Annotated in this window: 24 protein-coding genes; 17 read left to right on the forward strand and 7 right to left on the reverse strand. The window is 58.3% G+C overall.

The features are described from left to right. Nucleotides 1–45: 45 nt before the first annotated feature. A complete protein-coding gene (locus tag ACYVIT_RS16610) occupies nt 46–1,035 on the forward strand; it encodes a LysR family transcriptional regulator (protein WP_415805874.1) in 990 nt (329 codons plus the stop codon). On the opposite strand, the gene ACYVIT_RS16615 is transcribed toward ACYVIT_RS16610, so the two are convergent. The 6 genes from ACYVIT_RS16615 to ACYVIT_RS16640 form a co-directional block, all read right to left on the reverse strand. After that, nucleotides 1,032–1,934 carry an amidohydrolase family protein gene (locus ACYVIT_RS16615; RefSeq protein WP_415805875.1) on the reverse strand — a complete coding sequence of 301 codons (903 nt, stop codon included), beginning with the start codon at nt 1,932–1,934 and terminating at the stop codon, nt 1,032–1,034. The genes ACYVIT_RS16610 and ACYVIT_RS16615 overlap by 4 nt on opposite strands. Further along, nucleotides 1,931–2,545, reverse strand: a complete 615-nt coding sequence (locus ACYVIT_RS16620; protein ID WP_415805876.1) for a carboxymuconolactone decarboxylase family protein — start codon at nt 2,543–2,545, stop codon at nt 1,931–1,933. The genes ACYVIT_RS16615 and ACYVIT_RS16620 overlap by 4 nt, the downstream gene beginning before the upstream one ends. 25 nt (nt 2,546–2,570) lie before the next feature. After that, on the reverse strand, nt 2,571–3,188 hold the full coding sequence (locus ACYVIT_RS16625; RefSeq protein WP_415805877.1) for a glutathione S-transferase family protein: 618 nt from the start codon (nt 3,186–3,188) through the stop codon (nt 2,571–2,573). 101 nt (nt 3,189–3,289) lie between these two features. Next, complete coding sequence (locus ACYVIT_RS16630) at nt 3,290–4,087, reverse strand: SDR family NAD(P)-dependent oxidoreductase (protein ID WP_415805878.1); 798 nt, start codon at nt 4,085–4,087, stop codon at nt 3,290–3,292. Nucleotides 4,088–4,143: 56 nt separating this feature from the next. Continuing rightward, nucleotides 4,144–6,030, reverse strand: a complete 1,887-nt coding sequence (locus ACYVIT_RS16635) for a TRAP transporter large permease (RefSeq protein ID WP_415805879.1) — start codon at nt 6,028–6,030, stop codon at nt 4,144–4,146. 9 nt (nt 6,031–6,039) lie between these two features. After that, nucleotides 6,040–7,059 carry a TRAP transporter substrate-binding protein gene (locus tag ACYVIT_RS16640; protein ID WP_415805880.1) on the reverse strand — a complete coding sequence of 340 codons (1,020 nt, stop codon included), beginning with the start codon at nt 7,057–7,059 and terminating at the stop codon, nt 6,040–6,042. 209 nt (nt 7,060–7,268) lie between these two features. Between ACYVIT_RS16640 and ACYVIT_RS16645 the strand changes: the two genes are divergently transcribed. The 16 genes from ACYVIT_RS16645 (at nt 7,269) to ACYVIT_RS16720 (ending at nt 24,431) form a co-directional block, all read left to right on the forward strand. Next, a complete protein-coding gene (locus ACYVIT_RS16645; protein WP_460478232.1) occupies nt 7,269–8,075 on the forward strand; it encodes an IclR family transcriptional regulator in 807 nt (268 codons plus the stop codon). 54 nt (nt 8,076–8,129) lie between these two features. Then, nucleotides 8,130–9,299 (forward strand): acetyl-CoA acetyltransferase, encoded by a 1,170-nt coding sequence (locus ACYVIT_RS16650; protein WP_415805882.1) that lies wholly within the window; start codon nt 8,130–8,132, stop codon nt 9,297–9,299. Further along, nucleotides 9,296–10,945, forward strand: a complete 1,650-nt coding sequence (locus ACYVIT_RS16655; protein ID WP_415805883.1) for an acyl-CoA synthetase — start codon at nt 9,296–9,298, stop codon at nt 10,943–10,945. Before ACYVIT_RS16650 ends, ACYVIT_RS16655 begins: the two co-directional genes overlap by 4 nt. Before the next feature lie 38 nt (nt 10,946–10,983). Beyond that, nucleotides 10,984–11,517 (forward strand): PPC domain-containing DNA-binding protein, encoded by a 534-nt coding sequence (locus ACYVIT_RS16660; protein ID WP_415805884.1) that lies wholly within the window; start codon nt 10,984–10,986, stop codon nt 11,515–11,517. Between the two features lies 1 nt (nt 11,518). Next, nucleotides 11,519–11,917 (forward strand): PPC domain-containing DNA-binding protein, encoded by a 399-nt coding sequence (locus tag ACYVIT_RS16665; RefSeq protein WP_415805885.1) that lies wholly within the window; start codon nt 11,519–11,521, stop codon nt 11,915–11,917. A 49-nt stretch (nt 11,918–11,966) separates the two neighbouring features. Next, on the forward strand, nt 11,967–12,764 hold the full coding sequence (locus ACYVIT_RS16670; RefSeq protein WP_415805886.1) for an SDR family NAD(P)-dependent oxidoreductase: 798 nt from the start codon (nt 11,967–11,969) through the stop codon (nt 12,762–12,764). Nucleotides 12,765–12,891: 127 nt separating this feature from the next. Next, on the forward strand, nt 12,892–13,704 hold the full coding sequence (locus ACYVIT_RS16675; protein WP_415805887.1) for a class II aldolase/adducin family protein: 813 nt from the start codon (nt 12,892–12,894) through the stop codon (nt 13,702–13,704). 96 nt (nt 13,705–13,800) lie between these two features. After that, the gene (locus tag ACYVIT_RS16680; RefSeq protein ID WP_415806032.1) at nt 13,801–15,363 is read left to right on the forward strand and encodes an ABC transporter substrate-binding protein; all 1,563 of its coding nucleotides are present in this window, start codon (nt 13,801–13,803) and stop codon (nt 15,361–15,363) included. Nucleotides 15,364–15,453: 90 nt separating this feature from the next. Next, on the forward strand, nt 15,454–16,428 hold the full coding sequence (locus tag ACYVIT_RS16685) for an ABC transporter permease (RefSeq protein WP_415805888.1): 975 nt from the start codon (nt 15,454–15,456) through the stop codon (nt 16,426–16,428). 12 nt (nt 16,429–16,440) lie between these two features. Further along, nucleotides 16,441–17,340, forward strand: a complete 900-nt coding sequence (locus tag ACYVIT_RS16690) for an ABC transporter permease (RefSeq protein ID WP_415805889.1) — start codon at nt 16,441–16,443, stop codon at nt 17,338–17,340. Next, complete coding sequence (locus tag ACYVIT_RS16695; protein ID WP_415805890.1) at nt 17,337–19,028, forward strand: ABC transporter ATP-binding protein; 1,692 nt, start codon at nt 17,337–17,339, stop codon at nt 19,026–19,028. The genes ACYVIT_RS16690 and ACYVIT_RS16695 overlap by 4 nt, the downstream gene beginning before the upstream one ends. 30 nt (nt 19,029–19,058) lie before the next feature. Then, entirely contained in the window at nt 19,059–20,054 is a 996-nt protein-coding gene (locus ACYVIT_RS16700) for a 2-hydroxyacid dehydrogenase (protein ID WP_415805891.1), read from the forward strand. Between the two features lie 59 nt (nt 20,055–20,113). Continuing rightward, entirely contained in the window at nt 20,114–21,487 is a 1,374-nt protein-coding gene (locus tag ACYVIT_RS16705; RefSeq protein WP_415805892.1) for an aspartate aminotransferase family protein, read from the forward strand. Between the two features lie 5 nt (nt 21,488–21,492). Continuing rightward, the gene (locus tag ACYVIT_RS16710; RefSeq protein WP_415805893.1) at nt 21,493–22,545 is read left to right on the forward strand and encodes a histone deacetylase family protein; all 1,053 of its coding nucleotides are present in this window, start codon (nt 21,493–21,495) and stop codon (nt 22,543–22,545) included. Between the two features lie 78 nt (nt 22,546–22,623). Next, on the forward strand, nt 22,624–23,409 hold the full coding sequence (locus ACYVIT_RS16715) for a GntR family transcriptional regulator (RefSeq protein ID WP_415805894.1): 786 nt from the start codon (nt 22,624–22,626) through the stop codon (nt 23,407–23,409). Continuing rightward, nucleotides 23,406–24,431, forward strand: a complete 1,026-nt coding sequence (locus tag ACYVIT_RS16720) for a histone deacetylase family protein (RefSeq protein WP_415805895.1) — start codon at nt 23,406–23,408, stop codon at nt 24,429–24,431. Before ACYVIT_RS16715 ends, ACYVIT_RS16720 begins: the two co-directional genes overlap by 4 nt. A 37-nt stretch (nt 24,432–24,468) precedes the next feature. On the opposite strand, the gene ACYVIT_RS16725 is transcribed toward ACYVIT_RS16720, so the two are convergent. Next, the gene (locus tag ACYVIT_RS16725) at nt 24,469–25,764 is read right to left on the reverse strand and encodes an aspartate aminotransferase family protein (protein ID WP_415805896.1); all 1,296 of its coding nucleotides are present in this window, start codon (nt 25,762–25,764) and stop codon (nt 24,469–24,471) included.

Raw genomic sequence — 25,764 nt, forward strand, 5'->3', positions numbered from 1 at the left:
GCGTGCTGCCGTATAGTGTGATCGCCCCCTGCTCTGCGAACGACCATGCCCTCTGTCAAAGCCACTAGCCCCAGTCTGGACCTGACTGCCGACCTGCATAAATGGCGTGCTTTCATCGCCATTGCGGAACTAGGCAGCATCACACGGGCCGCCTTGCATCTCGATCAAGACCAGTCCGTGCTCAGCCGCCGTATCAACGCGCTCGAGCGCGAGTGTAATGCGCGCCTGTTCAATCGTACCGGCCGCGGCGTGCATCTGTCGGAGGTCGGGCAACGGCTCTTTCCGCTCGTTCGGACACTATTGGATGATGCCGAACGCCTGGAGCTCGAGGTCAACGGCCAGGCTCGCGAACCCGCTGGCGAGGTCAGGCTGGGCCTGCTGCCATCGACCGCACACCCGATGATACGCAGGCTGTTCTCACGTTTGCGTAAACAGTTTCCTAAAGTCCATCTGAGGATATTCGAGGGTTCCAGTGGACAGATCGAAGAATGGCTCACCGATAGCCGGGTGGATATCGCGATCCTGTATCGTTATGCGGAAAAATGCCCGCCTGGGGAGACGGCGCTGGCCTATGTGGACTCGTATTTGATTGGCGCGGCGAACGATCCTCTCACGCAATCCGCTGAGATCGATTTCGATACGCTGGACGGTCTGCCGTTCATTTTGCCGGGTGCGCCGAATGGTTTGCGAAATACGCTGGATGGCCTGGCGCGAGCACGCAAGATCACTATTTCACCGCTGATCGAGGCCGATTCGCTGCCCTTGATGAAGTCCATCGTGGAACACGAAAACATGTACACGGTCCTGCCACTGCACGCGGTATGGCAGGAGGTGCACGAAGGAAGGCTCAGCGTCGCTGCACTGCGCAACCCGACCATGGGGCGGATTATTTCCATGGCTTACGCTCGCAGCAAGGGCCCTGGCCGCACGGTCAAAGAGGTCGCCGATCAAATCGAGGCATTGGTGCAGGAAATCGGTGATGAGGGAATTTGGCACGCCAGCCCGCAGGCGGACGCGCCACAGCGACAAGATTAAAACCCGTACAGGCGCGCCGGATTGTCTACCCATACCTTCTGACGCAGCGCATCGGTTCCCAGCCAGTCCCACGCCAGATCAATCAGCGCGTCAGCAGCTGGCGCATTCGCACCCATGCGCACGTACGGCCAATCCGATCCCCACACGACCTGATCCGGATTCGCAGCGACAAATGCGTCGTGCAGCGGTTTGACATCGGCATACCCAGGCGCTGTCCCAACCCGGCACACGCTCAATTTCATCCAGATCGTTCCCTCGGCCAGTTGCGCGCATAGCAGTTCAAACACCTCGTCGGTATAGCCGCGTGCCGGCGTCAGGCTGCCCATATGGTCGATCGCCAGCGGCAAGTCCAGCCGCGCAAGAGACGGCAGATGCTGCGCATAGACATCACTAGGCCCCCATAGCTGAGCATGCAAGCCGAACTGCTTCATACGCGGAGCGAGTACTGCCACCTGTTCAAAACCTATGCTGCCGGGAAACAACCGGCCAGCCGGGTCTCTCGCCTCGACAAAGCGCAGTGCCCGTACCCCTGCGTCGGCCATCGCTTGAAGCTCGGCATCGCTGACGCTGGCATCCGCGACAGCGGCCCCTCGCAACCGCCCCTGGCCTTGCGCGAGGGCGTCCAGCAGTGCAGCGGGATTCGTGCCGTAAGGCGCTGGCTGAACCAGCACACCCCGCTGCGCCCCCAATGTGTCCAACATCATCAGGTAACGCTCGGCGGATGCGTCCGGTGCAGCGTACGATGACGCATGCTGCAATGGGAATCGGTCATACGGACCAAACACATGGCAATGCGCGTCGCACGCCTGCGCTGGCAGTACATGGCGCGGTCGGCCGGGCATGCGAGGCGTTTCAATGGTCTCGGGAACGTACGAGATCGCCTGCGATTCGATCGTCATGGTTTATCCCGATTCGCGATCGTCGGCAACGTGCTCAGGCTCGGTTGGCCAGATTCGAGCGGCACGTCCAAAGGCTCTGGCGCCTCGTCTGGCATGGGTATTTCATGGGCGTTCAGGGTCATCGATACCAGCGTGTAGTAGCCAATGACGGCTGTCAGCTCCACCACGCCCGCGACACCCCATTGACCAACTGCCTTTGCGTGCAGAGCCGATTCCACGCGACTGGTTTCCTGCAGTTGCCGGGTATATTCGTAGACGATTTCATCGGCGGCCGTTTCGAATTCCGGGACGCGTCGTTCCCGGATGGCATCCAGGACACGAGCATCGATGCCGGCGTCCAGCGCAGCCTGTGCATGGATATGCCATTCGATCTGGCTATTCCAACGCCGTGCAGTGACGACGATGGCCAACTCGCTCACTCGGGGTGGCAGGCTGGTCCCGAATCGCAGCAAGGCGCCAAAGGCCTGCCAGCGTTCCGCCAACTCAGGGTTGTGCAGCGCGGCGCGCAGCGGCCCCACCAATCGGCCTCGAGGCCCGGACACGATACGTTCGTAGACGCTACGCTGCGCCTCGTTCATCGTGTCGGGCGAGGGAAATGGAATACGGCTCACGAAATTCTCCTGGCTATGCCGGCACTCATGCTGCGGCATCGTCTGGTTGGCTGCGGACCACAGAGGGCCGCTCGTTGAAACGAAGATGCCATGCCGCCAACGCCGGATGACCATCGCGCCACGGCAGATCGGCAAATCGATAGTCCAGGTACGACAGCGCACAGCCTATCGAGATCAAGCCCAGGTCAAAAGGGGTTGTCTCCAGCTCGGGAGCCTCTTTTTCCAACGCGGCCACGACCGCCTTCGCCTTCAAGCCGAAGGCGCTCAGCCATGCTGGCGTCTGCCGCTCCTGAGGTTTATTGCGCTCCTGGCGATACAACAACAACGTATCGAGAAACCCGTCACCCAATGCCTGACGGCGTTCGGCAATCAAACGTGCCCTGGGCTCAGCGGGCAACAACCCCGCTCCTGCCACGCCATCCAGATACGCGCAAATCACACGCGAGTCGTAAATGGCCGTTCCATCATCCAGCACCAATGTCGGCAATTTGCTCAGCGGATTGTCAGGCATCAGATCCAGATTGGGTTTGTCCATCGCGACAGGCGTGCGTACGCATGTCACCTGATGTTCTATGCCGGCTTCGTACAGCACGATCATGACTTTGCGTACAAACGGCGAGCGTGGCGACCAATGCAGTTTCATTCGACCCTCCTGAAAGTATCCGCTATGTTAGGGGACATTCCAGGGCCAGGCTATGCGAGGAACGGCAAATCAGCTATGCAGGATGCCAGGATGATGAGTCGTTATGCGCAAGTCAGATGCACTCCACCATCGACCGGCAGGCATACGCCGGTGATATAGGCCGCTGCATCCGAAGCCAGGAACACCGCCGTACGGGCGATGTCCCAGGCCGTCCCCATATGCCCCATGGGGCAATGGGCATTACGCGCGTTCACCATGTCTTCCCGGCTGGCGTACTGACCGGAAATGTCCTTGTAGATCAGGGGTGTGTCTATGTAACCGGGCATGATGGCATTGACCCGTATACCCTGTCTGGCGTATTGCAATGCCAAGCCCACGGTGAACTGATTCAGTCCGCCTTTCGAAGCGTAATACACCGGGTAGGGATAGCCGGTGTAGCGGATCGCAGCGAGGCTGGAGATATTGATGATGACGCCATGCCCTTGGGCCTGCATCACAGGCAGCACATATTTACAGGCCAGAAAGGCGCTTTTCAAGTTCACGTCCATCGCCCTGTCCCATTGTGCCTCGGACAGATCGGTGACACCTCCCATCATCGCCATGCCAACGTTATTGTGCAGAATGTCGATGCGGCCGTGCGTCGCAAGGATCGAGTCGACGAGCGCACTGAGTTGTTCGGATTGCGTGACGTCGCACGTATGCGCCTCGGCCAGTCCGCCCTCATTGACGATGATGTCGCGCGTCTGGTTGGCCGACTCGAAATTCAGATCCACGGCGACGACATGGGCGCCTTCGCGCGCATAGGCGACTGCCGCTGCCTTGCCATTGCCCCATCCCTCACCCACCGAGCCGGCCCCAAATACCAAGGCGACACGCCCTGCGAATTGTCTGTCGTTCATCGCTATCGATCCAACGTCCATTATCTCTGCACCATCATCCTGACGCCAGCAAACGGCTATTTATCAAGGAACCCCGTGGACAGCCACGGAATCGCAGCCACGAGCAGCAAACCGATGAAAATCGAGCACAGATAGCCGACAATTGGCTTGATGCCCTTGTCGGGCGCGACACGGCCGATGGCGCATGCTGCGTAGTACCCTACCCCGAACGGCGGAGCGAACAACCCAATGCCCATGGCCAGGATAGCGACCATGGCATAGTGCACATCGTTGATGCCCAGCTCCTCGGCGATCGGAAACAACAGTGGCCCCAGCAGCACGACAGCGGGAATGCCCTCCAACACGCTGCCCAACACGATAAAGGTCACAATCGACACGCACATAAAGGTCAGTGCGCCCCCTGGCAAGCTACCCATGAACTCAGCCAGATCTGCCGAGAATCCCGACTGTGTCAACGCCCATGCCATGCCTGTCGCCGTGCCAATGATGAGGAGGATGGCGCCCGACAAGACCGCGGTATCGATAAGAATGGGATAGAGCCGCTTCACATCGAATTGACGATATACGCAGACGCCGATGATGCACGAATACACAATACCGATAGTCGATACCTCGGTGGCCGTGGCGACGCCCTCCACGACTGCCGCCCGAATGACGAAAGGCAAAGCCAGCGCAGGCAGCGCGACCACCAGGCTCTTGACTACCTCGCCAGGCGACTGACGAGTTACGCCTTTCAAGTCCACCGTACGATTGCGCCACCACACCACCAGGCACAACATCACGCCGAGCACCGCACTCGGCAGCAATCCACCGATAAACAGCGAAGTGATGGACACACTTGTCACAGACCCGATAGTGATCAACACCAGGCTGGGAGGAACGGTCTCTGTCTGTGCGCCGGTTGCCGACAACAATGCAATGAGCTCTCCCTCGTCGGTGCCTCTTTCCTTCATTTCCGGAAACAGCACGGGAGCGATCGCGGCCATGTCGGCGGCCTTGGCGCCAGAGATGCCTGATACCAGATACATGGCGCCGATCAACACATACGACAGGCCGCCTCGCACATGGCCCAACAGATTCGCCAGGAATGACACCATCCTGTGTGCCATCCCGGTCATATCGATCAACAAACCCAGAAACACAAACAGCGGCACCGCCAACAAAATCAGGTGAGACATGCCTTCGTCCATACGCCCCACCAAGACCGTGACGGGCATGAACGTTGTCAGCGACAAATAGGCGTAGGCCGCGATGCCGAACGAGAAGGCAATAGGCACGCCGGTAAAAACGCCCAGCGCAACCAGCGCAACGAAGAAGATCAACAGATTGTAGTTGCCCAGCTCCTCAAACAACGGCGTCATCGCATACAACGCCAACCCGATCACAACCATCAATGCCAGTGTTTTTCCGACAAGCCGCCAGTTGGAAAGCTCGACCAGACGCAACACCGCAAAGATCGTCATGAAGGTCAGACCGGTAGGCAGGGCTGCCGTCCGCCACGCCATGCTTAGCCCCATGGCGGGGGTGGTGATGACGGCTTGTTCTGCAACTGCCTCGTAACTAGGCCCCAACACCAGCAGGACAAAAAACAGCGATACCGAAATGGCGAACACGTGCAGGAAGGCCTGCGTCGACGCGGAGGCCCGATTAACAAAAGCCGTCATGCGCATGTGCTCGCCGCGCCTGAACGCCACGGCAGCGCCGAGCATCGCCAGCCACAGAAACAGCAGCGAAGCTAACTCATCAGACCATATCAAGGGTGTATTGAATACATACCGTGCACAGATACCTGAAAACAATATGACGACTTCGGCAACAACGAGCAGCGCCACGGGAATCTCTATCAGGTATCCCAGAAAAACGTCTACCTGCTTGATCCATCCGGAGGGCTTTCCGGCGCGCGGCTCGATCGCTTGCCGAGGCATGGTGGCTTGATTGAACATGGCTCACCTTTATGCCAATGAACCGACGGAGCCTTCCAAGATGGCCCATGCCTTGTCGCCGAAGTTCTTTTTCCATTCAGAATAGAAACCGGCTTGTTTGAGTTGCGCGCGGATGGGTGCCGTATCCGGCGTATTGAACTGCATACCTTCCGTGGTGAGTTTTTTCTGCAATTCGTCGTTTAGCGCATGCACATCCACACGCTCTTGCATCCCTGCCTCGTTGATGTGTTTGGCCACCACCGTCTGTATCTCTTTGGGCAGACGATGCCAGGCATCTTTGTTGCCCAGGAACCAGAACCCGTCCCACATGTGGTTCGTCAGCGAGCAGTATTTCTGCACCTCGAACAGTTTGGCCGTTTGAATGATCGCCAACGGATTTTCCTGCGCGTCCACAACCTTGGTCTGCAGCGCGGAGTAGACCTCGTTGAAATTGATGCTAGCGGGAGAGGACTGCAGCGCCTTGAACATGGAGGTCCACAACGGACTCACCGGCACCCTAATTTTGAGGTCGCGAAAATCGTCGGGTGAAGCAATGGGCCTATTGCTGGTGGTGATTTCGCGAAAGCCGTTATCCCAGATTTTTTCCATCACCACCAGGTTATGGCGTTCGATCTCGCTGCGGATGTAGGAACCCAATTCTCCATCCATGGATTTCCAGACGGTGTCGTAGTCGGGAAAAGCGAAACCGACTCCGCTGATGGCCGCGGCCGGCACCAATGTAGAGAGAATCAAACCTGACAGCGTAAAGAACTCGACAGCCCCGGAGCGCAGTTGATTCAATGTCTCGGTATCGGAACCAAGCTGGCTGCTGGGAAACACTTGCAGCTTGAACGCACCGTTGGTTTCCTCCTCGATCTTCTTCGCCATCTCCTTGGCACGCAAATTCATCGGATGCGACGGCGGCAGATTGTTGGCGTATTTATAGCGATACGTCTTGGCCGCAAACGCAGATTGAATCGGTGCGCCAATCATCGCTGCACCCGCAACACCAACCGTTGACAGCATGAACGAACGACGGGAAATAGGCATGGTTTGTCTCCGTGGTTATCTTTATTTGATGCCGTTCGATTGTACGCAGCGAGTTATCGCAATAGTCACGAAGTTCCAGATTGTGAACCCAACATGATTAGGGCATTCCATAGTAGAGCGGCATAGGGTGTACCGTTAATCCGCATTTCGCACATAATGAATTAACACGAGCAAACACGTTATAGATTCATATTATGGAACGAGACAATGTGGCTCTACATGACCCGCGTTTGTCGGGAACGCAAGCAATACATCGTGCAGTCAACGTGCTGCGCAGCATCGCTCGCGGCCGAACTGGCGGTACAGGACTGTCAGTTATCTGTCAGCAAACGGGACTGAATAAATCTACGGTGCATCGGCTGACAACCGCCTTGATTGCCGAGGGACTCGTTCAACAGGATGAACACACTCGACGCTATTGCTTGGGAGCCGAATGCTATGCATTGGGTTTAGTCGCCTCGCCGCGATTTGGCTTGCACAACGTTGTCGACCAGCCGGTTCGACGGCTGGCACAAGAAAGCGGCGATGCAGCGTTTTTTTCCGTTCGGCAAGGGGCCCATGGACTATGCCTCATACGTGAGGAAGGCAGCTATCCGCTGAAGTCACATGTACTGCAGGCGGGAGACCGGCATCCGCTTGGCGTGGGCGGCGGCACGCTATCCATGCTGGCCGCGCTGGATGACGGACAGGTGTCGTATTGCCTGGACCTGAACATGGACGACATTCGTCTGATGTATTCCCAATTTGACCGTACCGCCTTGGAAGCCCTCGTGCATCGCAGCCGTGCACAAGGCTATGCCGTCAACCCGGGCATGGTACTGAAGGGATCCTGGGGCATAGGCGTCGCCGTGCGGGACCCCGACGGAAATGTGATTGGCGCCTATAGCATCGCGACAGTAGAGAGCCGCATGTCGCCTGAGCGCGAGGCACTGTTATATCGCCTGCTCAAGAAAGAAGCCGACATGCTGGAAAAACACTTGCGTGAACAGGGACTGCCACGCGCATTTGCAACTTGAGGGCCGCACCTGAATGCGGCCGAACAAAGATCAACTTACTTCGAGGACGACACAATGACTAAAGCCGTAATTGCGGGATGGTCCCACATCCCTTTTGGAAAACTCGCAGACCCGGATACCGAGAGCCTGATGGCGCGCGTGTCTGGTGCCGCGCTCGAGCATGCAGGCATCACGGGCAAGGACGTCGACGGCATTTATGTCGGGGTTATGAACAATGGATTTCAAAAGCAGGATTTCCAGGGCGCCCTGGTGGCGCTTGCTGATCCCGACCTGGCTCACGTCCCTGCCACACGTCTGGAAAACGCCTGCGCGACAGGTTCTGCGGCCCTATATAGCGCTATGGACTTCATCGAGTCTGGACGCGGCCGTATCGCTTTGGTAGTAGGCGCAGAAAAAATGACCTCCCGCCCCACACCGGAGATCGGCGACTTGCTGCTCAATGCCAGTTACCGCAAGGAAGAAGCTGACATCCAAGGTGGATTCGCCGGTGTATTTGGCCAGATTGCCAGCGAGTATTTCGCGCGCTACGGCGATCGCAGCCGCGAACTGGCGATGATTGCTGCCAAGAACCATCACAACGGCGTTGCGAATCCCTATGCACAGATCCGCAAGGATCTCGGGGTAGCGTTCTGCGATGAAGTGTCAGAAAAGAACCCCTATGTGGCCCCGCCATTGCGCCGCACGGATTGCTCTCTGGTTTCTGACGGCGCAGCGGCCATTGTGCTGGTCGACGAATCGCTTGCCGCCGAATTTCCCCGCGCCATCGGCTTTCGTGCCCGTCAACATGTCAATGATATTTTGCCGTTGAGCCGGCGTGATCCGCTGGCATTCGAAGGCGCGACGCGAGCATGGCGTCAAGCACTGCAAACTGCAGGCGCCACCGTCGATAATCTGAGTTTCGTCGAAACGCATGACTGCTTCACGATCGCCGAATTGCTTGAATATGAGGCCATGGGCCTGGCCGCGCGCGGCGAAGGCTACAAGGTCGTACGGGAAGGGATTGCACAAAAAGACGGCAGACTGCCGATCAATCCGTCCGGAGGACTGAAATCCAAGGGACATCCGATTGGCGCGACCGGCGTTTCCATGCACATCATGGCCTGCATGCAACTGACCCATAGCGCCGGCGATATGCAGATTCCAGACGCGCGACTAGCGGGGGTTTTCAACATGGGAGGCGCCGCAGTCACCAACTATGTCAGCATTCTGGAGCGCGTGAAATGACAGCAGTGCAACAAAGCACGCCCGCGGGCGGCTTGATGCCGGTGTCGCGCCGTGTCATGAATCTGTCCACCTTTCTCAGCCAGGCGGCAGCGCGTCTGCCCGATGAGCCCGCGCTGATCATTGACGGGCAGACGACAGATTGGAAAACACTGGAGCAGCGCGTACAAGCCCTTGCCAGAGCGTTTCTGGCAGCGGGACTCGTCAAAGGCGACCGCATCCTCACACATTCACCGAACTGCCGCGAGCTGATCGAAGTCATGCTGGCTACATTCCGGATTGGTGGCATATGGGTACCGACGAACTTTCGTATCACGCCCGGCGAAGTCGAGTATCTCGCCCAAAGCGCGGGCGTGTCGGCGTTCATCTGCCATGCAGGATTTCCAGACCATGCGCAGCTCGCGAAAAACCTCCTCGGGCTCAAGTTGGCAGCGAGCATCGAGCCGACGCCGGAGAGGGCCGATACCGCCTGCACCAGTGATACACCCGGCATCAACGGGTTGATTGGCCAACATCTCGACGTATCAGCCGCCCTGCCCGCGGCACGTGTGGACTACGATGATCCTTGCTGGTTCTTCTTTACCTCTGGCACGACAGGTAAACCCAAGGCCGCGGTCCTGACCCATGGGCAGATGGCCTTTGTCCTGACGAATCATCTGTGCGATCTGATGCCTGGCACCACACATCATGACCGCAGTCTGGTCGTGGCACCGCTGTCGCATGGCGCCGGCATCCACTTTTTGACGCAGCTGGTACGTGGAGCGTGCACACTGTTCTCCACCAACGTGAGGTTTTCCCCCGAGGCGGCATGGGCCACCATCGAACGCCACCGCGTCAGCAATTTCTTTACCGTGCCCACAATTCTCAAGTTGATGATCGAACACGAAAGCGTGGATCGCTACAACCACGACACCCTGCGCTACATCATCTATGCAGGGGCACCCATGTATCGCGCAGACCAAAAACAAGCACTGGAGAAACTCGGTCCCATACTGGTGCAGTACTTTGGCTTGGGCGAAGTGACAGGCAATATCACGGTGCTGCCTCCGTGTGACCACTCGGCCGATGATCAGGCAATGACACGCCTGGGGTCCTGCGGCTATGCACGCACCGGCATGGAGATCAGCATCCAGGACGCCGACGGTAATCGCCTGCCCCCGGATCAAACCGGAGAAATCTGCGTATGCGGTCCGGCTGTGTTTGCCGGCTATTACAACAACCCGGAGGCCAATCGCAAATCTTTTCGCGACGGCTGGTTCCGCACTGGCGATATCGGCTACCAGGATGCCCAAGGCTACCTCTACATTACCGGCCGGGAATCCGACATGTATATCTCGGGCGGCTCCAATATCTATCCGCGCGAAATAGAGGAAAAAATCCTCGCGGCAGGCCTCATCAAAGAGGTCTGCGTACTCGGCGTGCCGGACCCGGTTTGGGGCGAAATCGGCGTCATGGTCGGTGTGCTCAAAGACGGCGTGCAGTGGGATCAATACGCTTTTCAAGCATGGCTTGACGCGAATATCGCGCGCTACAAACACCCTCGCCGGTTTGTCATCTGGCCCGAACTACCCAAATCGGGCTATGGCAAAGTCACCAAGAAAATCGTTTACCAAGAGCTCTTGAACCAGGGAGCTCTTTCTCAACCCTGAGAGCTATCCGCTCTTGTTTCGACAAAGAAGGCAAAAAGATGATTACCCCATCTGCAGTCCCGTTGCTGAAACATCCCGGCCCGGTTGCACCCACAAGGCGTGACGTCATGGTTGGCGAAAATCAGAAGACCTACCGCATCACGCTGCGAGCCGGAGAAAGCCTATATGACAGCGTTGCCAGCACCATCTCCTGCACGGGCGCCACGGCCGCATCGCTGCACATCGGTCGCGCGACATTCAGCCATATTCGCTATTTTCTGATTGTGAGCGATCCCAATGTAGAGCCGGTCGCGAATTACACCACTCCACTCGATTTCCATGAGCCCGCGACGCTGGTCAATGCCGGCATCACCATCGGCACCACGGACCAGGGCCGATACGCCATCCATTGCCACGGCCTGGCCGTGGCAGACTCGGGACTGTTGGTGGGAGGCCATTTCCTGACCGAACATTGCATTCTGGCCGAAGACGGCGTGGCCTACATGCACACGATGAGCTACATGAATCTGGTCATAGGCATAGACCCCGAGATCCGCACCCCGGTATTTCAGCCCAGCTACCGGGAGGCCTGAGATGACCATCATGGAACAGGGCCACACAGGCCGCATTTTTTATATACGCATCCATCCTAACGAAGACCTCGTACAAAGCCTGGAAAAGACGTTTATTGAATCGAAGTTGAACCGAGCCATCGTACGCAGCAGTGTCGGCAGTCTGGCGCACTGCAGCTTTCAACGCGGATCGCACGGCACGCTGGAGCTGGACGGGCCCGCGATAGAGATACTGAACATGAACGGAGAGATCCGCTGCACTGAGTCCGGCGCCCCGTCGGCGCATGTGACAGGCACGGTCATGGACATGAACGGCCAATTCCATGCGGGAGCCTTTGTCAGTGGACGCAATCCTGCCTGCATGACGGTCGAGGCCGTCATCGAAGAATGGATTGTGGACCAGACCCTGACACTGGACTAAAGCCACCTGCCCGCAACATCAGCATAAATAAGATTGGAGACGCAAATTCATGAACACAGCTGAAGCAAGCCACGACGGTGCGATTGTCGTTACTGGCGGCGCCTCTGGCATAGGCCTGGCGTTGGCTCAGGGCCTGCTGGACGACGGCTGGCGCGTGTTGGCGCTGGACATCCAGCCAGAGCGCATCGAGGCCGCACGCTCACAACTGCACGGACCCGATCCCTCCCGGCTGATGCTGGCGACTGTTGATGTCACCGACGAGCACGGCATCGAAAAAACCTTGGATGACTGTGAAAAGGAATTCAGCCCTATCGCGGGTTTGGTGAACTCTGCCGGCATCGCGGCGGAGATTCCCTGCCTGGACACGGATGTCACGACATTTCGCAGGATACTGGACGTCAATGTGGTCGGCTCGTTTATCACTGCACGCGCCGCCGCACGGCGGATGCGAACGCGCGGCACAGGGTCGATCGTGCACATTGCGTCGGTGTCGGGCATGCGCGGCAATTACGGCCGCGTGGCTTATGGATCGTCCAAAGGGGCGATCCTCACCATGACTCAAGTCATGGCCGTCGAATTCGCTGAATACGGAATCCGCGTCAATGCCGTCGCACCCGGCCCCATAGAAACGCCGCTGACCAAAGCCGTCCATACCGAAGCAACGCGCCAGAGTTGGATGACCGCCGTCGCACTGCGCCGCTATGGCTTGGCACATGAACTGTGCGGCACCATTAATTGGCTATTGGACGATGCTGCATCGAGTTTCGTGACAGGACAGGTGATTGCCGTGGATGGCGGCTTCACGGCGGTAGGGATATCGGTGCCGCATGCGTTTGCGACGCATTAGTGACGAGCCACCCTAAGGAAATCACCTAGTCACCATCCCTTTCCCGGGCTTGTTCTTTCTGTTATTTTTCAATCTGTCGACAGACGACAGTCGATGAATAACAATCGACATAGCCAAGGGGCCTTATATGCCAGCAGTGTCTGATACCGAAGCTCAACGCAGAGCGGAGAAGTCCCAGATAGAGCAGGAATTGCAGGTTCGTGAAGACCTGGCCGCAGCCTATCGGCTCGTCGCCCATTTCGGGATGGACGACAGCATCTACACCCATATCTCGGCCCGAGTGCCCGGCCGCACGGATCAGTTCTTCATTAATCCGTTCGGTATGCTGTTCAAGGACATCACGGCCAGCTCGCTGGTGAAAATAGACACCGAAGGCCGCGTCATCGAAGACACTCCCTACGATGTCAACCCCGCAGGATTTACCATCCATAGTGCGGTGCACGCCGCCCGCCATGACGCGATGTGCGTGGCGCACACCCATACCGTCGCAGGCGTGGCGGTATCGTCGTTAAAGTGTGGATTGCAACCATGCAATCAATGGGCACTGCAGTTCTATAACCGCGTGGCCTACCATGAGTTCGAAGGCATCGCGTTGAACTTGCAAGAACGCGAGCATCTGGTTGCGGATCTCGGCGACAAAGCCCGGGCAATGATTCTGCGTAACCATGGCTTGTTGACACTGGGCCGCACGGTGGCAGAGGCATTCATCCTGATGCTCAATCTGGACCGTGCCTGCAAGGTACAACTGGCCATTCAGTCCAGTGGACAAGAAATCAACCCCCTGTCACCCGAAGTCTGCGAGCTGACTGCCCGGCAGTATGAGAGCGGCGACACGGATGTCATGCCCAATCAACAGCGCCGCGCTGATCCGAACGAGCGCGAGTGGCAAGGACTGCTCGGTTTTCTTCGCTCGCCTGAACACAGCAGCTATCGCGACTGAGCAACGCCCCCCCAAACCGCCGCGCTGCCTGGCGGCATTCCTCGTCCTATCACCGGGACGCAGGACAAGCTTTCCTAGGAACAGGAGAAAAGCATGATCAATCGGCGAGAATTCATTTCCTACGCAGTCGCCAGCGCGGGGCTGAGCATTGCTGGAGTCCCCTTATCGGTGCTCGCACAAGAGAATAAGACCGCTATCAATGTACTGGTGCAACCCGAGCCCTCAGGACTGATGCTGGGTCTGGTGCAAAACGGACCGACGCAATTGGTGTCAGGCAATATCTACGAGGGCCTGCTCAGATATGACGAGAAACTGAATCCGCAGCCACTATTGGCCACGTCGTGGAACCGATCCGACGACGGGTTGACGTATACATTCAAGCTTAAACCCGATGTGAAATGGCATGATGGCAAGCCGTTTACTGCCGATGACGTGGTATTTTCGGTCGACAAGTTTCTGCGCAAGACCCACGCCCGCCTGCGCTCCGGCCTGGCCGCGCTAGATACTGTACGTGCGGTGGATCCGCTGACGGTAGAGTTCAAGCTCAAATATCCCTTTGGGCCATTCATCAGCATGTTCGAGACGGGGACCATGCCCATGGTGCCCAAGCACATCTACGAAAACACTGACTTTGCCACCAACCCGGCCAACGCCAATCCGATTGGCACCGGCCCGTTCAAGTTCAAAGAATGGGTCCGCGGCTCCTACATCCAGCTTGTCGCAAACGAGGCCTATCACACGAAAGGCGAGCCCGTAGTGCAAAGCCTTTACTTTCATGTCGTTCCCGATGCGGCATCCCGAGCAGCGGCATTCGAGTCGGGCAAGGTAGATATCGTGCCCGGAGGCGCGGTAGAATTTTTTGACGTAGCACGTCTGTCCAAATTGCCTGGCGCGGCGGTAACTACCAAGGGATGGGAGTTCTATTCGCCGCATTCCTGGCTGGTGCTCAACAATCGTAAAGCCCCCTTCGACAATGTAAAGTTCCGCCAGGCAGTCATGTACGCGATGAACCGCGACGCCATGACCAAGGTGGCGTGGCAGGGTTTTGCGAAAACGGCGGCGGGACCGTTCAACAGCCATGTGAAATTTGCGTCTGACAAGGTCACCCAATACCCTCACGACCTGGACAAGGCGAAATCACTGCTCAAGGAAGCTGGCTACAAGGGCGAGACGGTAAAGCTGCTTCCCCTGCCCTATGGCGAATCATGGCAGCGTCTGGCCGAAATGATCCGGCAGAACCTCACTCAAGCCGGTATCAAGGTGGAAACCGTCGGTACCGATGTCGCTGGCTGGAACCAGCGTACGTCAGAGTGGGACTATGACATGGCGATCATCTATGTCTATCAATACGCAGATCCCGCATTGGGCGTCGCGCGTACGTACACCAGCCACAATATCGCCAAAGGCTCGCCATTCAACAACATCGAAGGGTACGTCAACCCCAAGGCTGACGAACTCTTTGACGCGGGCGCCAAGGCTCTGTCAGACGCAGACCGTGCCAAGGCCTACGCAGAGGTACAACAGCTGCTGACCGATGAGGTGCCCGTAGCGTGGCTGCATGAGATCAACTTTCCCACGCTTTATCGCACCAAAATCAAAAATCCCATCAGTTCCAGTGTGGGCCTGAATGATGGATTGAGCCGGGCTTCGATCGGCTGACGAAGTATTTCACTGTATGCCGGTGCCGGACGTCCGCCTACGCTGGCGTTCGCAGCACTTTACTTGTTGTCCAGCGTCAGGTCTCCAATCATGAACCGTCTCAGATACATGACGATCCGCGTGCTGCAGGGTGTGCTCGTTCTGCTGTGCATTGCCACCGTCAATTTCATGCTCATACGCGCGGCGCCAGGAGATCCGGTCGCGGTGATCGCCGGAGAAGCCGGCGCTTCCGACCCGCAGTTCGTCTCCCAGTTGCGCGAACAGTTCGGACTCGACAAGCCGGTTACCACACAGTTGGCGACTTACCTTTCGCACGTTGTTCAGCTTGACCTGGGTTACTCGTACCGGCAGCAGCGCTCTGTATTGGATCTGATCGCAGAGCGCCTGCCCGCGACACTGCTGTTGACGGGAACGGCCTTCGTCATGTCGCTGATTTTCGGTATAGCCTTGGGTGCGACGGCCAGCCGGCATGCCGGAAAATGGCTCGATAGCGTGATCACCTTCGTCGCCCTGGTGTTTTATGCGACGCCGTTGTACTGGCTGGCAATGATGGCAGTATTGGTGTTCTCGGTACATTTGAATTGGCTTCCGGGCTTTGGCTATTTCACGGTGGGAAGCAACGCCACAGGCCTGGCTCACGTATGGGACATTGCCCAGCATCTGGTACTGCCCGCGCTGACGCTCGCGCTGTTTTACATGGCCGTCTATGCACGCATGACCCGCGCCGCAATGCTGGAGGTCGCCCAGATGGACTTCGTCAAGACGGCTCGCGCCAAGGGCGTGCGCGCAGGGCGTATCCAGCGCAACCACATTCTGCGTAATGCGCTCTTGCCCATTGTGACCCTCGCCGGCATCCAGGCGGGCGGACTCATCGGTGGCGCCGTGTTGACCGAAACGGTGTTTGCCTGGCCCGGTATTGGCCGGCTCATGTTCGATTCACTGCTGCAACGCGATTACAACCTCTTGCTGGGCTGCTTTCTCGTTGCCGCAGCGGTTGCCGTGCTGTTCAACCTGATAACCGACTTTGTCTACACACTGGTCGATCCCCGCATCGAGCTGAGCTGAACCGGAGCCTCCATGACTGCCACCACTCATGCATCCTCGGCCGCGGATACACCGCCCGCCAGCAATAAACACCGCTCGACGTTCTATAAGCGCTTTTGCCGAAACCGTGGCGCGCTCGTTGGTCTGATCATCCTGTTTACCGTCGCGCTGCTCGTGTGCATCGGCCCATTCATCGCCCCCAACAGTCCCTGGGATATGGTCGATCAACCCTTTCTCGCACCGATGGAGAACGCCAGCCTCCCATTGGGGACTGACACATTGGGCCGCGACATTTTCTCCGGCCTGGTGCTCGGCGCGCGCGTGTCGCTGCTGATCGCCGTGATATCCACGCTGGTGTCACTACTTATCGGTGTCAGTATCGGGGCGATATCGGGCTACTTTGGCACTTGGGTGGACGCGTTCCTGATGCGTTTTACCGAAATGTTCCAGTCTGTTCCCAGCTTTGCACTGGCGCTGGTGCTGGTGGCGATTTTTGAGCCTTCCGTGTATTCCATCATCGCGGCCATCGCTCTCGTTTCCTGGCCACCCGTTGCGCGGCTGGTGCGGGGCGAGTTCCTGACCCTGCGTCAGCGCGACTTCGTCGCGGCCGCTCAGCTGGCAGGTCAGAGCACCCCGCGCATTATCCTGACGCAGATCCTGCCCAATGCGGCATCGTCTATCGTGGTGATGGCCTCGCTCATGGTAGCGACAGCCATTTTGCTGGAGTCCAGCCTCAGTTTCATGGGATTGGGGGATCCGAACCTGATGAGCTGGGGCTATATGATCGGCTCGGCCCGTACCGTCTTGCGCCAGGCCTGGTGGATGGCGGTGTTCCCCGGCGTCGCCATTTTGCTCACGGTTCTCGCATTCAATCTCGTCGGAGAAGGTCTGAACGACGGTCTCAACGCGCGTCAGGATGGGAAAACAAGATGAATGCCCACGCATACCAAACCAGACATGCACTCGATACTGGCGAGCAAAAGCAAACAAGCCGGCAGGCACCGGTCATCGCAATACGCGGACTGGACATCCGGCTGCCCTTGGGCTCGGACAGAACGCTGGCGGTAAATAACGCCAATCTGCAGATTGCTCCCGGCCAGACGCTGTGCGTCGTCGGAGAATCCGGCTCGGGCAAGTCCATGATCGCCAACGCGATCATGGGTCTGCTGCCCCGCCCCAAGGTCGAACCCGTGGCAGGAGAAATTCTGTTCGAAGGCCATGACCTGCTAAAGCTCCCGGAAGAAGCGTTGCGCGAACTGCGCGGCAGCCGCATGGCGATGATCTTTCAGGAACCAATGACGGCGCTCAACCCGGTCATGCGCATCGGTGAACAAATGAGCGAGGCATTGGACGCGCATCTACAGCTCGACGCGGACGAAAAACGCAGCCGGATCATCACGGCGCTCGCGGACGTCGGGTTGCCTGAACCGGAACGATTGGTCAATGCTTATCCGTTCCGGCTTTCTGGCGGACAGCGCCAGCGCGTGATGATCGCCATCGCCATGTTGCTGGAGCCCAGTCTGCTGATTGCCGACGAACCCACCACCGCTTTGGACGTCACGACGCAGGCTCAGATCCTGAAACTGATGCGTGCCTTGCAGGAAAGGCGCGGCATGGCGATGCTTTTCATTACCCACGACTTTAGCGTGGTGGCCGAAATCGCCGATCATGTGATCGTGATGCAGATGGGTGAGATCGTGGAAGCCGGCCCTGCCGCCGCTGTTCTGCGCCAACCGAAACACCCCTATACGCAGAAACTGCTGGCAGCGATTCCACACGGCCGCGTACGTGATACGCAGCCGTCGCCAGCAGCACCCATTTTGCAGATCAAGAATCTGAACAAGACCTATCGCAGCGGCGGCGGCCTTTTCAAGCCCGGTCGTGAAGTAATTGCGGCCGAGGGCATCAGCTTCGACCTGGGACGTGGGCAAACCTTGGGCGTCGTGGGAGAGTCCGGTTCAGGAAAATCGTCACTCGGACGCTGCATCGTAGGGTTGGCGCCATTTGACAGCGGCGATATTATTTTTGACGGTCAACACCTGAGCGCTGGCGAATCGCTGCGTCACCAGGCGCGCGGCAGAATTCAGATGGTGTTCCAAGATCCATATGCCTCGCTCAATCCCCGGCACAGGATCGGCCCGGCCATTGCCAGCGGACCGGTCGCACAGGGCGTGTCCAAGGCCGAGGCGATGAAACGCACCATGGAACTGCTCGCTCTGGTGGGCCTGGGGCCCGAGGCCGCTGACCGATATCCCCATGAGTTTTCAGGTGGCCAGCGGCAACGCATCGGCATTGCACGCGCACTCGCCATGGAGCCTTCGCTGCTCGTAGCCGACGAACCCGTCTCGGCGCTGGATGTATCCGTACAAGCACAAGTCCTCAAGCTCTTTACCGAGGTACGCCAGCGCTTTAATCTGAGCATGGTGTTCATTACGCACGATCTGAGAGTCGCCAGCCAGATGTGCGATCATATGGCGGTCATGCAGCGAGGCCGCATCGTGGAATATGGCCCTACGGCAGAGGTTTTTGGCTCGCCGAAGCATGCCTATACACGAAGCCTGATCGATGCCATTCCTTCGCTGGAGCAACGATTCGATTCCGAAGCGCCCGCAGTTTCTTGAGCTGCATGATTGTCCGGTTGATTTGATGCCATGACATCCGAAAATACTCGTCCAGTCCGAGAATCGTCTGCACCGCGCCATATTGCCTTCCTGAGCAAGACGCTCGCGATGGATTTCCTCGTGCCCGCCTACCGCGAACAGTTTCCTGATGCGGCGCTTTATCTGGGTGACGATCTGCAGGCGTTGATCGCCTCGGGCCATAGTGATGACATTGATGTCGCAGTATGTTGGCATCCCCCAGCAGAACAGTTGGCTGTGCTTTCTGGACTGAAGCTAGTGCAATCAATTGCCGCCGGTATCGATCATATCGATCTCGGATCGCTGGCGCCGTTTGTGCCAGTATGCCGCATCATCGATACCGAAATGGGCAGCGGCATGACCGCGTTTGTGTGTTGGGCTGTGATTCACCGGCAACGTCATATGGATCGATATATCGAGCACGCCACCAACCGTCGCTGGCAAGAGGAGCCCATTGTTGCTCCGGTGCGGCATCGCGTAGGCATTGCGGGCATGGGTTCCTTGGGCCTGAGCTGTGCCAGGGCGTTGCTTGCCATTGGCTACGACGTGCGTGGCTGGAGCCGTTCGCCAAAGACGGGCCTGCCGGCAGATCTGAAAGCATTCCATGGCGAAACGCAAAAAGCGGAGTTTCTGGGTGGCTGCGACACTCTGATCTGCTTATTGCCGCTGACCGGCGAAACGGCGGGATTTCTGGATCTGGCGCTGATGCGGCAATTGCCTCGTGGCGCACACCTGATCAATGTGGGCCGCGGTGCGCATCTCGTCGAGGATGACCTGCTCACAGCACTTGACGAGGGCCAGGTCGGCGCCGTAACACTGGACACCTTCAACATCGAACCATTGCCGCCGGGACATCCATTCTGGAATGATGAACGTATTCTGATCACCCCGCATATTGCCACGCGCACGGCCCCCCGAGTCATTGCGCAGCAAACGGCCCTCAATTTCGCTGCAATCAGCAAGGGCAGAGCAAAGGAAGTAGCGGTAGACCTGGAACGAGGCTACTGAGCCAGCATCGGCATGCTGGCTGCAAGTGACAATCGACTTATCAAAGGCAGGAGAGCGAAATGAATACAGCAGACAAGAACCGCACGTTGAGCGCACTGGACATCGGCGCCCACTTGCACTCTTACACCAACTTGGCCGCACACGAAGACGTTGGTCCATTGATCATTACACGCGGTGATGGCATTCACGTCATTGACGACAAGGGCACCAAATATATAGAAGGCATGTCAGCGCTGTGGTGCAGTTCGCTGGGATTCAGCCATCCACGGCTGGTTCAGGCCGGCATCAACGCACTGCAAACCCTGCCCTACTACCATACGTTCAATCACCGCTCGAATCCGGCGATTGCACAACTGGCCGACCGCCTCATTCAGCTGGCGCCCTCACCCATGGCCAAAGTGTTCTTTGCAAACTCGGGATCAGAGGCCAACGATTCGGCGATAAAGATCATCTGGTACTACCACAACGCCATCGGCAAACCGCTGAAGAAGAAAATTCTCTCGCGCCAGCGCGGCTACCACGGCGTCACGGTGGCCTCCGCCAGTCTCACAGGGCTCCCGGCAAACCACCAAGACTTTGATCTGCCGATCGCGAATATCGGCCATGTAGAGTGCCCGCACCACTATCGCTACGGGCTGGCAGGCGAAAGCGAAGCCGATTTCGCCACACGTATGGCGCAGGCACTCGAGCAGCGCATTCTGCAGGAAGGCCCCGAGACCGTCGCCGCCTTTATTGCCGAACCTGTCATGGGTGCGGGCGGCGTGATCGTGCCGCCCGAAACTTATTTCGAAAAGATCCAGTCGGTGCTGCGCAAATATGACGTGCTGATGGTGGCCGACGAAGTCATCTGCGGCTTTGGACGCACTGGCAAAATGTTCGGCTCGCAGACTTTCGGCATTCAACCGGACATCCTCACCTGCGCCAAGGCGCTTTCGTCCGGCTATATTCCCATCTCTGCCGTCATGGTGTCGCCGGCCATCTATGACGCCATGGCCGTCAACAGCGGCAAAATCGGCACGTTCGGACACGGTTATACCTATTCGGGTCATCCGGTAGCGGCCGCGGTAGCGCTCGAAACACTCAAGGTCTATGAGGAAGACCGGATCCTGGACCATGTCAACGCTATCAGTCCTCTATTCCAGAATCGCCTGCAAAGCTATCTCGATCGCCCCCACGTGGGAGAAGCCCGCGGCGTAGGCCTGATTGGTGCAATAGAGCTGGTTGCAGACAAGACCGCACGAGCACCATTTGCCCCCGATCTCAAAGTAGGGGCGCGCCTGGCCCAGTATGCGCTGGAAGAAGGCCTCATCGTGCGCGCCATGGGTGACGCCGTCGCGCTGTGCCCGCCGCTCATCATCACTGATACAGAGTTGACCGAGATGTTTGATCGTCTGGACCGCGCCGTCGACAAACTGCAAGCCACCTTGAAATAAGCGACATGCAAGCTTTCTACAGCCCTGCTCAAGCCCTGCACACTCCCCGTCAATTCATGAAGCTGGGAAAACTCGTGCCGGCGCCCGATCTTCCCGGCCGCGCGCAAGCTCTCGCACTGGCATTGCAAAAGGCCGGCCTTGACGTGAGCGAGCCGCCGGAGATGGGGAGAGAACCCTTGGAGCAAGTCCATGCTCCTCACTATCTCGACTATCTGCAGACGGCCTGGCCGCGCTGGCAAGCCATGGCCGACCAAGGTGCCGTCGTCGGCCCGGAAGTATTGGCAAATCTCTCGCCTTACGCCGGCGTGCCGGCCGGACATCACCGCCCTCCCTGCCCGTCGCCTGCGCTCATCCCTCAAACGGGTTATTACCTGGGCGATCTGTCCTGCCCGCTAGGCCCGCAGAGCTGGCTGTCGATCTTGCGATCCGCGCATAGCGCCGTTGCAGCGGCTGATGCAGTCATTAATGGGGCGGCTGCCGCCTACGCGCTATGCCGCCCGTCCGGCCATCATGCACACCGGGATCGCGCCAGCGGTTTCTGCTATGTGAACAACAATGCCTGCGCGGCGGCTCGGTTGGTGCAGCACTTTGGCCGTGTCGCGATTCTGGATGTAGACGCGCATCATGGCGACGGCACGCAGAGCATATTCTATGCTCGCGATGATGTCCTGACTGTGTCTGTACATGCGGACACTACGACCTACTACCCTTTCTACACCGGATACGCCAGCGAACGCGGCAGTGGCGCGGGCGAGAACTTCAATCTGAACCTGCCTCTTGCGCACGGCAGCGGCAATCTGGAATTCCTGGCTGCCGTGGACGAGGGTATTGATGCTGTGCGCGCTTATGCGCCGCAAGCCTTGGTACTGGCGCTGGGCTTTGACACCTTCAAGGATGACCCGATCAGCGTGTTGCGAGTCGATTTTGACGCTTACTACGAAGTGGGGCGCAAACTGAAAGCGTTGCAATTGCCGCTGGTCGTCGTACAGGAAGGGGGGTATCTGGTTGAGGCGATCGGCCCGGGCTTAGTAGCATTTCTGGATGGACTGAATGGCTGATTCAACCTGGACGTATTCGCCGGGACCCGATGCGCCTGAAGGCCTGCCGTTCATTCGCATCCCGACCGCTGAAACACTATGACAACAACCTCAAAAAACGCCCTTTTCGCACTGACGGATGGAGACTCAGACAGCGCAGGTTTCTCTTCCATCCGCATGCCTGATCTGGTGGAGCTCGTGGAACGGCAATTGCTCCAGGCCATCTTTGAAGGCCGCCTGCCGCCAGGCTCTCGAATCGTAGAGGCCGAGCTTTCTCGCCAGATGGGCGTCAGCCGCGCGCCGTTGCGCGAAGCGGCCCGCAGGCTGGAGAGCCAAGGCGTGCTTACCGCCAAACCGCGCAGGGGATTTGCGGTTCGCACCTTCAGCACCAAGGAAATCAAGGATCTGTTCCAGGTTCGTGTGAGCCTGGAGATCATGGCAGCGCGCCTGGCCTGCGAAGTCGCCACCGACGAACAACTGGCCGAACTCAAAGCCTACGCCGACGACATGCTGCGCCGTGCGACCACTCTCACCAATGTAGAACGCATTGCCATGGACCTGGGCATTCACACCACCATCAGCCGCCTGTCGGGCAATGAATATCTCCAACGCTTATTTGCCAACATGCAAACGGAAATCCGTATCTGCCAGGGCTTTATTGAACGGCAGTATCGCGATCCGGTTTTCATCGCGCAATCCCATTTGCCTGTCGTAGATGCCATTCTACGCCGTGACGCACAAGCCGCTGAAGACGCGCTTCGAATACATCTGAACGACGCTCACGACAAGGCCCACGCTCAACTTCTAGACGACGACATGCAGCCCGCCGATCCCAAGGCGAAGCCGACTCGCGCCTCCTCTCGACCAAAGCCAGCCAAGTCATGAAATTCATCTATAGTCACGAGCACCGCGATCACGACCCTCAACAATTCATGGTGCGGGGACAGCTCAAGCGAAGCAACGAACAGCCCGAACGGGCAGATATTCTGCTACGCGCGGCAGAAACGGCGGGGCATCAACCCATCCTCGCAGAGGATTTCGGGCCCGGCCCACGGGCAGCAGTCCACACCCCGACCTATCTGCGTTTTCTCGAAACAGCCTGGCAGCGCTGGCGCGAGCTGCCCGATGCGGCCATGGAAGTATTGCCCAATGTATTTCCCTTCCCCGGCCAGCCTTTCACCTATCCCGATCATATCGTGGGCCAGGCCGGCTATCACATGGGCGATTGCGCCTGCAGCATCGGCGAACATACGTGGCATGCCGCAATCAACTCCGCCCATTGCGCAACGCACGCTGCCGAACTGATCTTGCAGGGAGAGCGTGCGGTATACGCTCTATGCCGCCCGCCCGGACATCACGCTTACGTAGACCGCGCCAATGGCTTCTGCTACCTGAACAACGCCGCCATTGCTGCCCAGCATTTGCGCGGCAAATATGGGCGTGTCGCGATATTGGATATTGACGTCCATCACGGCAACGGCACGCAAGGAATCTTCTGGCGCAGGGCCGATGTGCTTACCGTATCTATCCATGCCGATCCGCATTTCTGCACGCCGTTTTTTACGGGCCATGCTCATGAGCGCGGTGATGGCGAAGGTTTCGGATATAACATCAACGTTCCGCTAGGCCGCGGCACGACAACAGACGAATACCTCGATGCGCTGGAAAACGCGTTGGTCAGTATCCGTCAATTCTCACCCGGTGCGCTGGTGCTGGCACTCGGATTGGACGCCCATGAACGGGACCCCTATCGGGCCTTGGCGGTGGACACCGCCGGGTTTGCTCGCATAACCGCAAACATCGCTCAGCTCGGCCTGCCAACAGTCATCGTGCAAGAAGGCGGCTACCTCAGCGAAGACCTGGGGCTGAATCTGGAGAGCGCGTTGCGTGGGTTCGAACAAGCCTGATTGCCTCGCTTCCGCTGTGATCGGTTCTGTCCGGCGCTCACGATACGGCGGGCAGTACGGCTTGGCACTGACGGGCCAATGCGGACACGAGAATGTCTACGTGCTCGGTCTGGAACGTCAGTGGGGGACGAATCTTGAGCGCGTCTCCTTGATGTCCGGATACACCTATCAGGATCCCTTCGCGCCGTAATCCATTGGAAATTGCCTGAGCCAGCAGCCCGTTACGCGCGCTGTCTCCACCGGGATCACGGATGTCAACTCCCCAGTACAGCCCTTGTCCGCGCACCGCTCCGATGCAAGGGACCGTTTTCGCCAAATGCAACAACCGGTCTGCCATCACCTCACCAACGCGCGCAACGTGTGCTGGCATCTCCATGCGCTCCAGCTCATTCAAGACGGCCAGGCCGACCGCGGCAGAAACCGTATTGCCGCCAAACGTATTGAAGTAGCGGCAGTTCTTGCCAAACGCCTCGACCAGCGAACGCTGTACAACCAGACCCGCCATCGGATGTCCATTGCCCATCGGTTTTCCCAAAGAGACCATATCGGGGATGACGTTGTCGCGCTCGAATGCCCACCAATGCCGGCCGATCCTGCTAAAGCCGCCCTGCACTTCGTCCGCGATGAATATTCCACCATGTTGGCGCACCTGAGCGGCAGCGCGTGACAGGACCTCGTCATAGCCGATATGAATACCGTCACTGGCAAATACCGTATCGACGATCAGCACTGCAACGGGGATGCCCGCTCGTGCCAAATCGCGCGCGGCCTCGTCGACCAACAGAGCGAATTGATCAGCCACCTGTTCGGGTGAACCAGCCAGATGGCAAGGAGCCTCAATGGTGCGCACGTGCGACGCAACGGGGCGTAATGAAGGAGACATGTCGGCCAGCGCCTGCGTCACGCCATGATAGGCATTGCGTGTGACGATAATGCCTCGACGGCCGGTAGCCTCGAATGCAATGCGCAGCGCCAGGTCGTTGGCCTCGCTGCCTGTGCAGGTCAACATCACAGTGTCCAACGCCGCGGGGAAATGTGCCTGCAAACGCTCGGCGTATTCGACCACGCCTTCGCTCAAATACCGCGTGTGGGTATTCAATACCGAGGCTTGCCGCGCCAGTGCTTCAACGACCGCAGGATTGGCGTGCCCGACTACCGGCACATTGTTGTAGGCATCCAGATATCGCTTGCCGGCCGTATCAAACAACCAAACGTCTTCGCCGCGCACGAGATGGACTGGCTGATCGTAGAACAAACGATAAGCCGGGCCCAATATACGGCGTCTTTCCCGCAGTTCAGTGATAGGGGCAGTCGCATGGGTCATTGATGACAT

The sequence above is a fragment of the Bordetella muralis genome, from assembly GCF_054781015.1.

Bases quoted from the DNA above. Each gene is read 5' to 3' on its own strand.
- ACYVIT_RS16610 (WP_415805874.1), top strand. From the start codon at position 46: ATGCCCTCTGTCAAAGCCACTAGCCCCAGTCTGGACCTGACTGCCGAC.
- ACYVIT_RS16615 (WP_415805875.1), bottom strand. From the start codon at position 1,934: ATGACGATCGAATCGCAGGCGATCTCGTACGTTCCCGAGACCATTGAA.
- ACYVIT_RS16625 (WP_415805877.1), bottom strand. From the start codon at position 3,188: ATGAAACTGCATTGGTCGCCACGCTCGCCGTTTGTACGCAAAGTCATG.
- ACYVIT_RS16630 (WP_415805878.1), bottom strand. From the start codon at position 4,087: ATGAACGACAGACAATTCGCAGGGCGTGTCGCCTTGGTATTTGGGGCC.
- ACYVIT_RS16635 (WP_415805879.1), bottom strand. From the start codon at position 6,030: ATGTTCAATCAAGCCACCATGCCTCGGCAAGCGATCGAGCCGCGCGCC.
- ACYVIT_RS16640 (WP_415805880.1), bottom strand. From the start codon at position 7,059: ATGCCTATTTCCCGTCGTTCGTTCATGCTGTCAACGGTTGGTGTTGCG.
- ACYVIT_RS16650 (WP_415805882.1), top strand. From the start codon at position 8,130: ATGACTAAAGCCGTAATTGCGGGATGGTCCCACATCCCTTTTGGAAAA.
- ACYVIT_RS16655 (WP_415805883.1), top strand. From the start codon at position 9,296: ATGACAGCAGTGCAACAAAGCACGCCCGCGGGCGGCTTGATGCCGGTG.
- ACYVIT_RS16660 (WP_415805884.1), top strand. From the start codon at position 10,984: ATGATTACCCCATCTGCAGTCCCGTTGCTGAAACATCCCGGCCCGGTT.
- ACYVIT_RS16665 (WP_415805885.1), top strand. From the start codon at position 11,519: ATGACCATCATGGAACAGGGCCACACAGGCCGCATTTTTTATATACGC.
- ACYVIT_RS16670 (WP_415805886.1), top strand. From the start codon at position 11,967: ATGAACACAGCTGAAGCAAGCCACGACGGTGCGATTGTCGTTACTGGC.
- ACYVIT_RS16675 (WP_415805887.1), top strand. From the start codon at position 12,892: ATGCCAGCAGTGTCTGATACCGAAGCTCAACGCAGAGCGGAGAAGTCC.
- ACYVIT_RS16685 (WP_415805888.1), top strand. From the start codon at position 15,454: ATGAACCGTCTCAGATACATGACGATCCGCGTGCTGCAGGGTGTGCTC.
- ACYVIT_RS16690 (WP_415805889.1), top strand. From the start codon at position 16,441: ATGACTGCCACCACTCATGCATCCTCGGCCGCGGATACACCGCCCGCC.
- ACYVIT_RS16695 (WP_415805890.1), top strand. From the start codon at position 17,337: ATGAATGCCCACGCATACCAAACCAGACATGCACTCGATACTGGCGAG.
- ACYVIT_RS16700 (WP_415805891.1), top strand. From the start codon at position 19,059: ATGACATCCGAAAATACTCGTCCAGTCCGAGAATCGTCTGCACCGCGC.
- ACYVIT_RS16705 (WP_415805892.1), top strand. From the start codon at position 20,114: ATGAATACAGCAGACAAGAACCGCACGTTGAGCGCACTGGACATCGGC.
- ACYVIT_RS16710 (WP_415805893.1), top strand. From the start codon at position 21,493: ATGCAAGCTTTCTACAGCCCTGCTCAAGCCCTGCACACTCCCCGTCAA.
- ACYVIT_RS16715 (WP_415805894.1), top strand. From the start codon at position 22,624: ATGACAACAACCTCAAAAAACGCCCTTTTCGCACTGACGGATGGAGAC.
- ACYVIT_RS16720 (WP_415805895.1), top strand. From the start codon at position 23,406: ATGAAATTCATCTATAGTCACGAGCACCGCGATCACGACCCTCAACAA.
- ACYVIT_RS16725 (WP_415805896.1), bottom strand. From the start codon at position 25,764: ATGTCATCAATGACCCATGCGACTGCCCCTATCACTGAACTGCGGGAA.